Origin of the sequence: Kosmotoga sp. DU53, assembly GCF_001639905.1 — a bacterium.
In the GTDB taxonomy this organism is placed as follows: domain Bacteria; phylum Thermotogota; class Thermotogae; order Petrotogales; family Kosmotogaceae; genus Kosmotoga; species Kosmotoga olearia.
Window position 1 is genome coordinate 1 of record NZ_JGCK01000024.1, and the last position, 13,312, is coordinate 13,312.

The window sequence follows — 13,312 nt, forward strand, 5'->3', positions numbered from 1 at the left end:
AAAAGGATAAAAACGAACGAATATGCTGGAACGGATAAACAAAGAACTAAAAAGGCGTACTAGAGTGGTAGGAGCTTTTCCAAATGATGCGGCACTTTTGAGGTTGGCTGTCGCAATCTTACTTGACATTAACGAAGAATGGCTGCTTGGAAGGAGATATCTAAACATGGGATCTTAGCCTGTTTTAGGATACAGGGATATTTTTACAGCACTTTCTTGACATAGCCGTATTGTTAGCGCCGGTGGAGAGAACTTCATACTCTACAAGCTCAACGAAAAGGGTTCGATAATCGGAATATATACTGGCAGTAAGTGTGCGTCTGGTACGGGTGAATTCTTTTTGCAACAGTTGAAGAGAATGGATGTATCCCTGGATTTCGCCAATTCCATCGAGGTTGATGAATGCTACGAACTTTCATCTAGATGCACTGTTTTTTGCAAAAGTGATTGCACGCATGCTCTCAACAAGTGCGTGCCCAAAGAACTGATTTTGAACGGTCTTGGAAAGGTCATGGCAGAAAAAATAATGGAACTTGTTCATAAAAGTGGTGTGAAGAAAATCATGCTTGTTGGGGGAACTGCAAGAAACAAAGTAATGGTTAAGCATCTCCTAAAGCGAATCGATTTGGTGATCCCGGATGAAGCTCTCTTTTTCGAAGCCTTTGGTGCGCACGTGTGGGGAAAGAGAAACAGCGCATTTGCTTTCAAAGCTCAAGGCACGATATTCGTGGAAAGCCCGTCAAGCTTTTCCAGGCATGCACCTTTGAAGAAGTTCCTTGACATGGTGGAATTCAAAAAAATGAACTTTGAAAAAGCGCAAAATGGCAATGATTGCATCCTCGGTGTAGATGTAGGTTCAACAACCACCAAAGCTGTTCTGGTCAGGTTGAGAGACAACGCAATACTCACCAGTTCATATTTAAGAACCTTGGGAGACCCAATAAATGCGGTAAAGAATTGCTACAACGAACTGATAAAGCAACTGAAGGGAATCAATCTCAGAATCATCGGTGTGGGTATCACCGGTTCTGGACGTAAGGTAGTGGGTTTGTATTCACAAACCAACGCGGTGTATAACGAAATAACAGCTCATGCCAGAGCTGCGGCTTACTTTGATCCTGAGGTGGACACGATATTCGAAATTGGAGGTCAGGACGCCAAATATACTTATCTTGTGAATCGTGTCCCGACAGATTACAGCATGAACGAAGCCTGCTCTGCCGGAACGGGATCATTTCTGGAAGAGGCCACCAAAGAATCGCTGGAGGTACATTACCTGGATATAGGAGATCTGGCACTTGGAAGTGAAAACCCTCCTAACTTCAGCGATCAATGCGCAGCTTTCATAAGCAGTGATGTTAAAACCGCCATTCACGAAGGTTTATCCAGGGAAGACATATGCGCCGGATTGGTCTATTCCATCTGTATGAACTACCTGAACAGGGTGAAAGGTAACAGACCGGTGGGAAAGAAGATCATCATGCAAGGGGGAGTGTGCTACAACCGTGCAGTACCTGCTGCAATGGCTGCATTGACTGGCAAAAGAATTGTGATACCACCTCATCCCGGACTGATGGGGGCATACGGTGTCGCATTGATAGTGAAAGAAAACATAAAGCAGGGATTTCTGAAACCATCGAATTTTGACCTCCGCGAACTTGCAAATAGAGAGGTGCAATACAAAGGAACCTTTATCTGTCCAGGAGGGAAAAAGAGCTGTGATAAGAAAATGCAAGATAAGGATTATCGAGATAAACGGCAAGAGATTTCCCTTTGGCGGAGCCTGCAATCGTTATGAGAACATAGTCAGACATGTAGTAACAGATACTGAAGAGTACAACCACGTTAAAAAGAGAGAAGAGATGATCTTCAATATGGAAGGAAACTCCGGAGAGAAGACCATCGGAATCAGCAGGTCACTGGCTATGACTTCATTATTTCCTCTATTTTATCGTTTCTTCAGGTATCTCAGGTTCAGGGTAATAATTCCGGAAGTTTCAGATAAGAGAGGCTGGGATCTAAAAAACGCGGAGTTCTGCTTCCCTGCGGAGATGGCACACGGTTACATGTATGATCTTCTCACCAGAGATCCAGATTATATATTCCTCCCAAGAATAAGAGGAGTGAAAGTGGAAAACTCCAGAAACTACAACGTTTTCTGTCCGTTTGTGCAGAGTGAGCCGGATTACCTCAAGTCCGCGTTTCCAGGTCTTGAATCTCGAAATGTTCTGGAAATGAACCTCGACTTTTCAAATGGATACGAAAGCGAAATTGAAAAGTTTGAGGAGATTGCTGAAAAACTTGGAAGTAAAAGAGAAGAAGGAAAAAATGCTTATTTCAAGGCCTTGAAAGACTTCAAAGAACTGAAAAGAAAGATAAAGAAAACCGGAGAAAATTTCTTAAGAGATCTGGAAAAGGAAGAATTCGGTATTGTGCTCTTTGGAAGATCTTACAACGCTTTCTCCTCGCATGCCAACATGGGAATCCCTGAAAAGTTTGCATCCAGAGGGGTATTGATAGTAAATCTCGATGCCTTGCCATACGAAAGCGATGAAGGCTACAGCAACATGTACTGGACCTGGGGAGAAATGATAACAAAAACCGCTAGATACGTAAAAAAACATCCTAAGCTATTTGGTGTGTATATAACTAACTTCAGCTGTGGGCCCGATTCTTTCATAATCTCGTATTTTAGAGATATCATGGGTGATAAACCCTCATTGATTCTGGAACTGGACAGCCACACGGCCGATGCAGGCATAGAAACAAGGATAGAGGCGTTCATTGACGTAGCCAAAAGCTACCTCAAAGCTCCTGTGTCAAAAGAAAAGAAGAAGGTCTCCAGACCCATCACAAAGCTGGAAAATGGAGAGCTGAAAGTTATAACACCAGACGGCAACAAGTTTCCCATAAGCCATGAAAAGGTCCGACTGGTTTTTCCAACAATGGGAGAATTCAGCACAAAATGTCTAGCTGCCTCGTTCAGTTATCACAACGTTAAAACCGACGTGTGTCCCGAACCAGACATCGAAGAATTCAGGCTGGGGAGAGGTAATTCTCTTTCCAAAGAGTGCCTGCCACTCCAGCTCACTCTCGGTAGTCTTATAAAATACCTTAATGGAAACAGCAGTGATGACGAAATTATTCTTTATTTCATGCCGGAAACAATGGGACCATGCCGTTTTGGACAGTATAAGGTTTTCATAGACCTCTGGCTGGAAAACAACCACGTTGATAACGTCGCATTGTTCAGCCTGAATTCTGAAAACGCCTATGCAGGGTTAGGACTCCAGTTTAAATTACGTGCCTGGATTGCGGTCATCGTTTCCGATGTTCTGACAGATATTGAAAATACGGTGAAAGTTCTGGCAAAAGATAAACATGAAGCAAAAATATTGCTGAAAAGAGTAAAAGAAAAAATACTGGACAGTTTTGCTAATGATTCCCTGTATACTTTTTTCAGAAAACTCAAAAGAGCGGCTAATCTTATCGCATCCATAGAAAAGAGCAGGAATTACACCGAAACACCAAAGGTACTGATAACGGGTGAAATATATGCGAGAAGGGATGAGTTTTCCCGAAAAAGATTGGAAGATGTATTTGCTGAAAACGGAATAATAACCCACATATCACCGGTGCATGAGTGGATATACTACACGGATTATCTGTTTCTGAAAAAGCAGACTTCGCCAAACTCAACCCATATTGACAGACTGATGAAGAGAATCGAAATTCTCTTCAAAAGGGATATAGAAATGAAGGTGAAGAAAATTTTCAAAAAAACAGGCTTCTATGAAGTGTGCATGATGGATGTAGAAAAAACAATTGGAGCTGCAAGAAAGCACCTTCATCCCGAATTAACGGGTGAGACGATTCTCACGGTGGGAACAGCTCTTTCCGAAATTGGTGAAAAATACGATGGCATAATTTCAATAGGTCCCTTTGGATGCATGCCAAGTCGAATCGCTGAAGCTATCATCAAAAAAGGGATTTTGAAAAAAACATTCGAGGATCCCGGAAATGCTCCAATAATCTACATAGAGTCTGACGGCAATCCTTTTCCCCCAATCATAGAGAGCAAAATCGAAGCTTTCATAGTTCAGGTAAAAAGGTTCAAGGGTTACAATTTATCATAAAATGATTTTATTAAGAAACACTCTGAATGAGCGCTTTTACAATGATTAGAATAAATTCTAAGGTTAAACGAAAGAAAAAATGTGCTGATTATGCCTGAAGTTTTTTGTGACTATTGAGGATTACAGATACTAAAAAGCCCTGTATCCTGATGGATACAGGGCTTTGTTGTTCGTATTTAAAGTTATCTCCAGCAGTATCCAGGGCCAAAGTTGTTCTGGGTGTCCATGTTCATTCTAAAACCACCGCGGGGTGCTGCCTTTCCAAAGGAACCTCTTGCTCTGCCAGGAGCTGTTCGGACTGTTCCAAATCTTCCCATGGGGGCATTGTCATTCATTCTGCCTCGTGCCCAGTTAATGAATCCATCATCATCTCTAAGAACTACTTTGTTCCCATCTACGTCTATGGCACTCACTACGACATAGCTTCCAGAATCAGTTGTTACCAGGTTCCCGTCGATACTTACAGTTGCTCCTACTTTGAGTTCGATACCGTCGTATAACCAGATGGGGCCAGTGTGAACTTCGTAGGTGTTTCCGTCCTCAGTTTCGACGATGATCTTCATTGTGGAATCAAATGTGATGTCAACGATGGTTCCTTCGATAGCAATCTCTTCACCGTCTAAACAGGTTCCGTCGCAATATCGATGAAGAGGTTGGAAATCATCCTGAGTGTTGTACATGTAGCCGCCTCTGGGAGAAACTGGAACCGTTTGGTCGTCTTGATACCATCTGAACCCTCCAAACGCGAAGATACTCGCACTTACGATAAGAACCGCTACCAACGTTGTGATAAGAATTCCTTTCTTCATACCTTTCACCTCCAGATTTAGGATTACCAAGCTTCGACTCTATCTTAGGAGGTGAAACTTAAAGCAATCTTAGACATAGCTTAGAATCTGCTTAGAGTTTTTTCGATCGGTGAATCCACACAAGCAAAAAACGGGAGCACGATCTCCCGTCTTCTTGTTGAATACTATAAAATATAAATTCGCTTCTGTCTTTTAATTCAAACGCTATTCGTTCGGAGTATCACCATATATTCTTCTGGCTGGAATAACACCTCTAACTCCACCTGTTGGATTTTCAATATCACCTTTGTATCTTGGTATCACATGGATATGAACGTGCATCACAGTTTGGCCGGCAGGTTTCCCAACATTTACGCCAACATTGTACCCATCAGGTTTAAACTTCCTATCCAGAAATTCTTTTACTTCGTCTATTAACCTCACCATTGCAATCTTTTCTTCCATTGTTGCTTCAAAATAATTGCTGAAATGCCTGAATGGGATCACAAGAACGTGCCCAGTGCTAACAGGGTATTTGTCAAACCTCGCATAACAGAGATCGTTTTTTAAGATAATTTCACTATTATCCGGGTTACAAAAAGGACATTTTATATACTTCACACTACCTTCCGGTTATAGTTACGTTTATCTTCAGGGGCGCGGTGCTTTAAGAACCAATACCATTAAAGGTTCGTCGCCAGTATTCTTGATGCCGTGAGGTACATTCTTTGGCCCTTCAATGAGTTCATATTTTTCAAGTTCCAGGCTTTCATCACCTACCGTAAAAACTCCCTTTCCTTCAAGAACCAGCATAAAAACATCCACAGGAGTTACATGCGCCGGCAGCTCAAACCCAGGTTGGATTGTTATTACGTTAGCCAGAGCAGATTCTTTGTCATATATCTTTCTTGCTTCGATTCCCTCTTTTTTGAAAATCGAAGGCAGTTTCATTATCTGTACCTTTTTCATAATTACGGACCTCCTTTTTGGAATACAGTAATAGCCTACAACTCCATCGTACCGTAGCAATCCTGTGAATTCAGTAACATATGTTACCTGATTCACTCCAGATTAATTCAGAGATCCGCAACGATTATCCCAACCAGCGGGTGTACCTTTATCAGATTCACTTTTTTCGCATGTTCTTCGAACATCTTCTTCAAACTGTAAGCATTTGTCGGAAAATCGGTATCACCTTCGTCGTAATATACTTCATCCCAGATTTCTTTGTATTTGCCGGGATCTTCAAACCACATTATATCCGCGATCACTATTCTAGTTGGCCTTTTTGTGAATTCCATCATGGTTTCAATTGCCTTTTTCTTTAGATCATCTGTTAGATGGTGCATTGCGTACACACTGATAACCTTGTTTATTCCAGACTCTTTCAAATCAACCTCTTCATAGGGATTCTCAAAAGAACCGCGGTAAAAAAACACGTTAGTTATATTTCTCTTTTCCACCTCCTCTCGGGCATCTTTGAGCAAATTCGAGCTGATGTCTATCCCTATAACCTCTTTGCAAAACGGAGCCGCATATAGAGCCCAGCGTCCCCTGCCCGTGCCAATATCCAGCAAAACATCATCTTTGCTTAATTCGAGAAGTTCAACAGCCTTTTTCCCGATCCTGCAAATGATATCATCACACTCCGCGCTCCTTTTTGCAATTGGCGAAGCCTCACTGATAGAATCAAACGTCCTCTCAACCTTTCTGCGTTCGTACTTCAAAGAAAAACCTCCCTATCTGGTTTATTACCAAAACGATTATACAGGGACAAACCGTTCAAAAGAAAAAACGAAAATAAACATTACTCGAATTTGATAGCACCATTTCCTATGATGTATTAGTATATGATATACTAAGGTTTAGTATATAGTATACTAACATATGAGGTGAATCATGGACTATCTGGATTAATTGAAAAAGTTTTGAAAGCATTGAGTTCACAACTAAAAAGAATTGGCAAAAGAATAGAGATCATCGTCTGCGGTGGTTCAGCCCTTTCCATTATAGGACTGGTGAAAAGGGTTACGAAGGATATAGATGTTCTGGCAATTGTTGAAAAAACCAATGGTCATTTCAAGATAGTTAGAGCAGATTTTCCTGTCTGGCTTAAAAAAGCAATCGAAAAAGTTGCTAGAGATTTCGATCTTCCACCAAACTGGATGAATCCTGGTCCAACTTCAATGGTTGATCTTGGTTTACCTGAGGGGTTGGAGAATCGACTTATAGAAAAGAATTACGGGAATAATCTGACAGTATATTATATTTCAAGATTCGATCAGATACACTTCAAACTCTACGCTTCGGTGGATAGAGGTGGTTACCATATAGATGATCTCTTGAAGTTGAATCCAACAGATGAAGAAATAGAAGCCGCAGCTCGATGGAGCATGACTCATGATGTATCTGAAGGATACAGAATGGTTCTAAATGATCTGTTGAAGAGGTTAGGTTATGATGTTGTCGCCGAAAGAATTTAAAAAACATTTGATTGAAACTACAATATCAATATTATGGGATCAGTGGGAGAAATTAGGAGCCTGGATTAGCCCGGAGGAAAGACTCAAATTCTATTCTGATCCAGAAGCTGCCATAGTTTTTTCATGGTATTTCTCAAGATATGAAAAGCGTATTCAGAAAATCTCAGAAGAATGGATTTCTGCAAATAAAGAACATCTAAATACGGTGCGTCTGAAACGAATGTTAAAGGAGCTTTCCAATAAATATGGAATCACTATTCCAATAAAATCAAGAACAGAAGATATCGACAAATCTAAGTTTATGAGAAAGCTGGATGCTCTTTTACCCGAAAACCTGTTGCCAAGATTAAGGCTTCTCTTCGGTTGCTCAACCAAAGCAGAAGTTATTTTTCACTTACTCACCATGGGAAATTCCAATTCAAACCAGATCGCGAAAGAAAGGTTTTTGAACCAGAAGGCCGTTCTTGTAGAGTTAGACAAACTCGCAAAAACTGGATTTCTCATCGAAAAAAGAGCGGGTAGAGAACGAATATTCAGCATTTCACCGGATTTCGCTAATGTGTTACCCCAGCCTATTTTTCTTGGTTCGGTACCCTGGGTACTTCTTTCAGCTACCTTCATGGTTGAAAGGTGTTTGAGAGAAGATTATCTGGACGATGAATATCTTATCTTTTCGGCTTTCAATGATTTCAGAAAGACCCTAGTTTCCATGCTCAATAAAGCAATGGAGTGTAACGTTTCGTTAAAGCAAGAAAGCGCTCAAGGGTTTTATTCGAGTGTTGTCGATTACTGGATCTGCCTTACGAAGAAAGCAACTGGAAGATAGGAAAATTCTATTGCATGCTGGAAACAATTATAAGGCACAACATGTTGTGCCCTACGTAAAATAAAACGGGATTTTCAAAAGGCTACGGCAAATTCAGTACCTGTAATCATACGATCTTTCAAAGCGACCGTTTCCAGATGGTGCAACAGAAACAACCTTAACGATTTTAAGTGGCAAAGGGGTTATAATGATTCCGAAATTTTCATATTAGATTTGCTGTGATAATTCAAGCTTCAGAAACCTTTCAAGAGAGCTTTTAAAGAAAAGATGAAGGTTCTAACCGATAAAGTGAAAGATTGACAGTAAACAATAACTGGAAACCCTAATTATATATGTGCTTTAAAGCCCCAACTCTGATGCTACAATATAATCCACAAAACATGCTGGAGGTGAATCATGAAAGACAACATTCCCCCAATACTCGAATTTGATGGTACTACTCCCGCGGTAATCGAGCCGGGTAAAATAATAAAACCTCTTCCCCAAATGCCTGAAAAAGTCATACTGGTATTCTATCAGGAAGTAATCGATTTCTTGCGTGATGCTGGTAAACTTCGCCTCCTGAATATAAGAAGAAGCGAGGTTGGAGAGTTTCCGATTTACCTGCTGGAATATAAGGAACAGCAAATAGCGGTATTTAACACCGGGCTAGGTGCACCCTGCGCGGCTGGTTTTTATGAAGAATTGGTAGCTCTGGGAGCGAAAAAGACCATAGCCTGTGGTTCCGCAGGGGTTATAAACCCAAAGTTGAAGAGAGGTAGTATTGTAATAGTAGATTCTGCGGTGAGAGATGAAGGCACGTCTTATCATTATCTGCCACCTTCCACGGAAATCAAGGCAAATGAAAAAGTGATAAAGATTATCGAGGAAACTTTAAAAGACTTGGGTGTGCCTTATATTAAAGGCAAGACATGGACAACCGATGCTTTTTACAGAGAAACCCAAAATCGTGTGAAGAAGAGGTTAGCTGAAGGTTGTGTAACAGTCGAAATGGAAGCATCAGCCTTGATGGCAGTTTCAGAATTCAGGGGGGTAGAGTTTGGCCAGATACTCTCATCCAGCGACGATGTCAGCGGTACTGAATGGGATCCGAGAATCCCTCCCGAGGCTTCTTCCCATAAAGAGAAAATATTCTGGCTTGCAGCGGAATGCTTGATCAGGCTTTGAAAACAAACGGGTTTCCATTGCACGAGAAATCAGACTTTCGTTTTTCTCTCTCTATTAATTCAACAACAAAAGCACAAACTTATGCTATGGCGTTGATCTTGATTTAGACTTAGTATGTCATATACTAATGTTTAGTATATAGCATACTAATATATGAGATTATCGTATAGACAATTTTCTAAAACCGAATCCAACAGATGAAGAAATAGAAGCAGCGGCTCGATGGAGCATGACTCATGATGGGGGAGAATTTTTACTCGTTCTGGAAATAATAGGGCACAACATGTTGTGCCCCTACGGTACAGAAATCTATAAATGATCATAATAATAGGGCACAGCATGCTGTGCCCCTACGATAGGAAATACTGTTTTAGAACATGTTCTACCCCTACAAAATGTTTAAATCGATATTGATCCGCATAACACTGCTATACCTTACGCGGTAAATTATCGAATATGAGGTTGCTTTTTCCTTACCTTCTTATCTTTTCTTTAAAGAGTGTATAAACACCAAAGAGTATCAAAGCCGCTCCGATGATTATTCCTGTGCTGAGTTCAGTGAAATTCATGAGCAAGAATATTATCGTAAGCCCGCCAAGGATACCCACAGGAACGAGAAGTCCTTTAATCCTTCTCCCACCTGCCAGATACATCTGAAGCAATCCAAATGCCGGTGCAAAGACAAAGAAAGCCCAGCCTCCAGCTTCTATGAATCCCGGAAACAATGTTTCCACAGTTAAGACAGCTGAGACAGTAAGCAATACCCCCGCGGGAACAAGCAATCCCGGTATATGTTTCCGCAAGCCTTTTTCCTCCATCAGTATTCCGGGCAACCAGACGAAGACAAGCCAGAAACTCGAACCAAATTGCGGGACAAACAAAAAAAGCGCACCAACAACTATCAGAAATATTCCCAATATCCAGCTTCTAATCATCCACATTCCTCCTGTCTATTCTCTAATAACCCAACAAAGGTCTTATTTTTCCCTTACCGGTAAATCCCACCGTCAATTTCACCGTGTTGTTCTTCTGGAAATAGACGATGCTTTCGTATGCCTACCTCAAGATAGTTACAGGTTATTATAACAGAGGTAAGGAAGCATCACTAAATACAGGATAGGTAGGAATTGATATTAATCAGATTCTTCAGCCTGATTTCTTTAACTTAAGATAATTCCTGTATCTTCGCTCTTCCAGGAGGCCCGACTCAATCGCTTCTTTCACTGCACACCCTGGTTCATTTATGTGACTACAGTTTCTGAATTTACATTGTTTAGCAAGTTCTATGATATCCGGAAAAGCGTCTCTGATCCCTGTTCCGTTATCAATCACTCCAAACTCCCTCATTCCGGGAACGTCTATTATCCGCCCCCCGAAAGGAAGCTCGTAAACCTGTGACGATGTTGTGGTGTGCTTGCCCTTGTAATGACTGGTGCTAACTTCATTCGTCTTTGTCTTTTTTTCATTAAAGATGGCGTTCACCAACGAGGATTTCCCGACTCCGGAGCTTCCAGCAAAGACAGAAATTTTATCTTTCAGGAGAGATTTTAGCTTCTTTATCCCTTCTCCCGTTATGGTACTGGTGAGCAGTACCGTATAACCAAGCTTTCTGTATTCTTTGATATCTTCCTGCACTTCCGATAGATTTATTAGATCTATTTTGTTGAAGCAAATGACTGGTTCTATTCCGCCGTACTTTGCCGATACGATGTACCTCTCTATAAGATTTTTTCTGTATTTCGGATTTTTCACCGCAAATACAAGTATTGCCTGATCGACATTTGCAGCCACAACCTGCTCCAGGTGAGAACCTTTTTTACCGGCCCCCTTTCTGACCAATTTACTTTTCCGTTCTTCTATTGCGGTTATCACTCCCCTGCCTCCCAGAACAGGTTGAAATTCTACGTAGTCACCTACCACGACCATCGATTTGGTTGTCTGGCTTTGTTTGAAAAGCCTGCCCCTAAGGGTACAGTTAATGTCTTCGCCATCGTTTACCGGTCTTACTTTGTACAGTCCTTTCTGAACATTTATTACAATTCCTCTCAATTTTCTCTACCTCCTAAAAAAGCACCACGGTCTTAGCCGTGGTTGCTCGTTTTTTACAAACAAAAAAGGCCACAGCTTCAACACAGCGTGGCCTTCCATTTGTCAGATTAAGAAATATTTAGCCAGTACTCACCGGGAGGACTACACTGTGTCGGATTGAAGTTATGAACTTGTTGAAAAATCTGGCTTCTATTCTCTTCATCATCCGACATCACCTCCCTGAAACGATATCTTGCTTTTTTCATTATACACAGAATCTTTCCAAAAACCAAACTAAGCTGTATCGCTTGTTACTGATAATTTACAGCATTCTCGATGGCCTTCAATATAGTTTTGCTGCTGTATGTTGCACCGCTTATTATATCAACCATAACGCTCTGTTCATCGATAACAGCTTCCACAATATCCTCCGCTTTCTTGCCTCTTCCCGTTATGTGCTCTACAATCTCGATGTCATCTATTTTTCCGTCACTAACGCTCACACAGACCTTTGCACTAACAATCCCCAACGAATAGCTTCCGTAATATTCTCCATCTTCAAGTTCGGAGAGTTCAAGTTCAGAAAATTCAATATCTGATACCTTTTCCTTCATATCCATATATATCAGGAACAGTTTGGATCCGATTCCCACTACAATAATAAAAATCACCACAATCAGTGCAAGAACAAGATATTTCGTGCATCTTTTCATGTTCACGCCCTCGCTTCTGGTATCAGGTGCTCAATATTCATTTTTAGCTTCGCGAGCAGTTTTTCTTTTGTGTCATTTGAAATACCGTAATAATGCGTGTATAACATCCCAAAAAGCATCGAAGTGATAATTTCTTCAAGTCTAACAACCGTTTCAGATTTGTATCCGTATTCTGAGGATAGTTTTTGAAAAAGCCCTATCCTGAGCTTTTGTATTTCTTTGAAATTTGGGATAAAGTTAGCATCATCTATCACTTCAAGACTCTCGTTCATGAAGATGATTTTGAACAGGTCGGGCTTTTCAAGAAAGAATCTTGCGAACTCGATATATAGGGCTTTGATCTTTCTAGCTGCCGGTAAATCCAACGAAAGTTTCTCCTGCAGCCATTCCATTATTTCAGCCGCGTAGCTATCAATAACAGCGTTTAGTAAACCGTTCATGCTACCAAAGTAGTTGTAGATAGTAGCCGGAGCATAGCCTGCTAGTTCAGCGACTTTTCTGACATTGAGGGCCTTTACGCCGTGTTTGTCGATGATTTCCCTTGCCGCTTTTATGAAATATTCTCGCCTTTTCTTTATGCGTTTTTCTTTCTCCGACATATCATCAGCTTCCCCTTTCGAAATCTTCTGCGAATTTTCTTATGTTTTCCACTTTTATGGAAGGATACTCCCGTCCTTCTGACATCTTCTTTATAACTTTTCTTACAATAAATCCCATTTTATCAAAGTTGAATTCTCCACCGAAGTATCCCTTTGCAACACAACTATCGAGAAATTCTTTACTGAAATTATTCGAAAGATACTCTTCAAACCTGTCAGGCGTCTCTCCCATACAGAGGAATACGCCCAGTCTTTTCTTTTTCAATAATTCCAAATTTTTCTCGACAAATTTTTTCACATTTCCCGGTATTCTACCCACGCGTATACAACTTCCAAGAATTATGCCATCGAATTCGTTTGGATTCACTTCACCCGCTCTTGCAAGATCAACCACAGAATTTTCTGAGTTTAAATATTTCGAAAGAAGCCTGGCGCACTTCTCGGTGGTACCGGTCTTGCTACTGTAAAGTATTAAGATTTTCATAAAAAGCCTCCTCATGGCTGTTAATTGAACATTGTTCAGTATTTGAACATAGTTTACTAAAATTGGTAATGAATGTCAAGCGTACAAT

General features: G+C 40.9%; 14 protein-coding genes and 1 pseudogene. 6 read left to right on the forward strand and 9 right to left on the reverse strand.

The annotated features are described in order from the left end of the window. Positions 1-10: 10 nt before the first annotated feature. The 3 genes and pseudogenes from DU53_RS11860 to DU53_RS12430 form a co-directional block, all read left to right on the forward strand. A pseudogene (locus DU53_RS11860) lies at positions 11-178 on the forward strand (transposase); the annotation flags it as partial. A 111-nt stretch (positions 179-289) separates the two neighbouring features. Continuing rightward, positions 290-1,798 carry an acyl-CoA dehydratase activase gene (locus DU53_RS12425; protein WP_235599688.1) on the forward strand — a complete coding sequence of 503 codons (1,509 nt, stop codon included), beginning with the start codon at positions 290-292 and terminating at the stop codon, positions 1,796-1,798. Continuing rightward, positions 1,719-4,136 carry an acyl-CoA dehydratase activase-related protein gene (locus tag DU53_RS12430; RefSeq protein ID WP_063727470.1) on the forward strand — a complete coding sequence of 806 codons (2,418 nt, stop codon included), beginning with the start codon at positions 1,719-1,721 and terminating at the stop codon, positions 4,134-4,136. The genes DU53_RS12425 and DU53_RS12430 overlap by 80 nt, the downstream gene beginning before the upstream one ends. A gap of 182 nt (positions 4,137-4,318) precedes the next feature. Here DU53_RS12430 and DU53_RS03325 read toward each other — a convergent pair whose 3' ends face one another. The 4 genes from DU53_RS03325 to DU53_RS03340 form a co-directional block, all read right to left on the reverse strand. Next, positions 4,319-4,945, reverse strand: a complete 627-nt coding sequence (locus tag DU53_RS03325; RefSeq protein ID WP_063727471.1) for a hypothetical protein — start codon at positions 4,943-4,945, stop codon at positions 4,319-4,321. A gap of 204 nt (positions 4,946-5,149) precedes the next feature. Further along, a complete protein-coding gene (locus DU53_RS03330) occupies positions 5,150-5,545 on the reverse strand; it encodes an HIT family protein (RefSeq protein ID WP_082853786.1) in 396 nt (131 codons plus the stop codon). Between the two features lie 30 nt (positions 5,546-5,575). Next, complete coding sequence (locus DU53_RS03335) at positions 5,576-5,893, reverse strand: cupin domain-containing protein (RefSeq protein ID WP_063727473.1); 318 nt, start codon at positions 5,891-5,893, stop codon at positions 5,576-5,578. A gap of 107 nt (positions 5,894-6,000) precedes the next feature. Then, complete coding sequence (locus tag DU53_RS03340; protein WP_063727474.1) at positions 6,001-6,651, reverse strand: class I SAM-dependent methyltransferase; 651 nt, start codon at positions 6,649-6,651, stop codon at positions 6,001-6,003. Between the two features lie 165 nt (positions 6,652-6,816). On the opposite strand from DU53_RS03340, the gene DU53_RS03345 reads away from it, so the two are divergent. The 3 genes from DU53_RS03345 (at position 6,817) to DU53_RS03355 (ending at position 9,400) form a co-directional block, all read left to right on the forward strand. After that, positions 6,817-7,407, forward strand: a complete 591-nt coding sequence (locus DU53_RS03345) for a DUF6036 family nucleotidyltransferase (RefSeq protein ID WP_235599685.1) — start codon at positions 6,817-6,819, stop codon at positions 7,405-7,407. After that, on the forward strand, positions 7,382-8,233 hold the full coding sequence (locus tag DU53_RS03350) for a hypothetical protein (RefSeq protein WP_063727476.1): 852 nt from the start codon (positions 7,382-7,384) through the stop codon (positions 8,231-8,233). Before DU53_RS03345 ends, DU53_RS03350 begins: the two co-directional genes overlap by 26 nt. 396 nt (positions 8,234-8,629) lie before the next feature. Then, positions 8,630-9,400 carry a nucleoside phosphorylase gene (locus DU53_RS03355; RefSeq protein WP_063727477.1) on the forward strand — a complete coding sequence of 257 codons (771 nt, stop codon included), beginning with the start codon at positions 8,630-8,632 and terminating at the stop codon, positions 9,398-9,400. Positions 9,401-9,873: 473 nt separating this feature from the next. Here DU53_RS03355 and DU53_RS03360 read toward each other — a convergent pair whose 3' ends face one another. The 5 genes from DU53_RS03360 to DU53_RS03380 form a co-directional block, all read right to left on the reverse strand. Continuing rightward, positions 9,874-10,335, reverse strand: coding sequence for a hypothetical protein (locus tag DU53_RS03360; RefSeq protein WP_063727479.1), 462 nt, complete (start codon positions 10,333-10,335; stop codon positions 9,874-9,876). Positions 10,336-10,546: 211 nt separating this feature from the next. Continuing rightward, positions 10,547-11,449 (reverse strand): ribosome small subunit-dependent GTPase A, encoded by a 903-nt coding sequence (gene rsgA, locus DU53_RS03365; RefSeq protein ID WP_063727481.1) that lies wholly within the window; start codon positions 11,447-11,449, stop codon positions 10,547-10,549. A gap of 290 nt (positions 11,450-11,739) precedes the next feature. Further along, the gene (locus DU53_RS03370; protein ID WP_063727482.1) at positions 11,740-12,141 is read right to left on the reverse strand and encodes an FMN-binding protein; all 402 of its coding nucleotides are present in this window, start codon (positions 12,139-12,141) and stop codon (positions 11,740-11,742) included. 2 nt (positions 12,142-12,143) lie between these two features. Next, positions 12,144-12,740: a TetR/AcrR family transcriptional regulator gene (locus DU53_RS03375; RefSeq protein ID WP_063727484.1), complete on the reverse strand. Its 597-nt coding sequence runs from the start codon at positions 12,738-12,740 to the stop codon at positions 12,144-12,146. A 4-nt stretch (positions 12,741-12,744) separates the two neighbouring features. Beyond that, a complete protein-coding gene (locus DU53_RS03380) occupies positions 12,745-13,224 on the reverse strand; it encodes a flavodoxin domain-containing protein (protein WP_063727486.1) in 480 nt (159 codons plus the stop codon). Positions 13,225-13,312 lie beyond the last annotated feature (88 nt).

Bases quoted from the DNA above. Each gene is read 5' to 3' on its own strand.
- DU53_RS03350 (WP_063727476.1), top strand. From the start codon at position 7,382: ATGATGTTGTCGCCGAAAGAATTTAAAAAACATTTGATTGAAACTACA.
- DU53_RS03335 (WP_063727473.1), bottom strand. From the start codon at position 5,893: ATGAAAAAGGTACAGATAATGAAACTGCCTTCGATTTTCAAAAAAGAG.
- DU53_RS03360 (WP_063727479.1), bottom strand. From the start codon at position 10,335: ATGATTAGAAGCTGGATATTGGGAATATTTCTGATAGTTGTTGGTGCG.
- DU53_RS03325 (WP_063727471.1), bottom strand. From the start codon at position 4,945: ATGAAGAAAGGAATTCTTATCACAACGTTGGTAGCGGTTCTTATCGTA.
- DU53_RS03370 (WP_063727482.1), bottom strand. From the start codon at position 12,141: ATGAAAAGATGCACGAAATATCTTGTTCTTGCACTGATTGTGGTGATT.
- DU53_RS03375 (WP_063727484.1), bottom strand. From the start codon at position 12,740: ATGTCGGAGAAAGAAAAACGCATAAAGAAAAGGCGAGAATATTTCATA.
- DU53_RS03355 (WP_063727477.1), top strand. From the start codon at position 8,630: ATGAAAGACAACATTCCCCCAATACTCGAATTTGATGGTACTACTCCC.
- DU53_RS03380 (WP_063727486.1), bottom strand. From the start codon at position 13,224: ATGAAAATCTTAATACTTTACAGTAGCAAGACCGGTACCACCGAGAAG.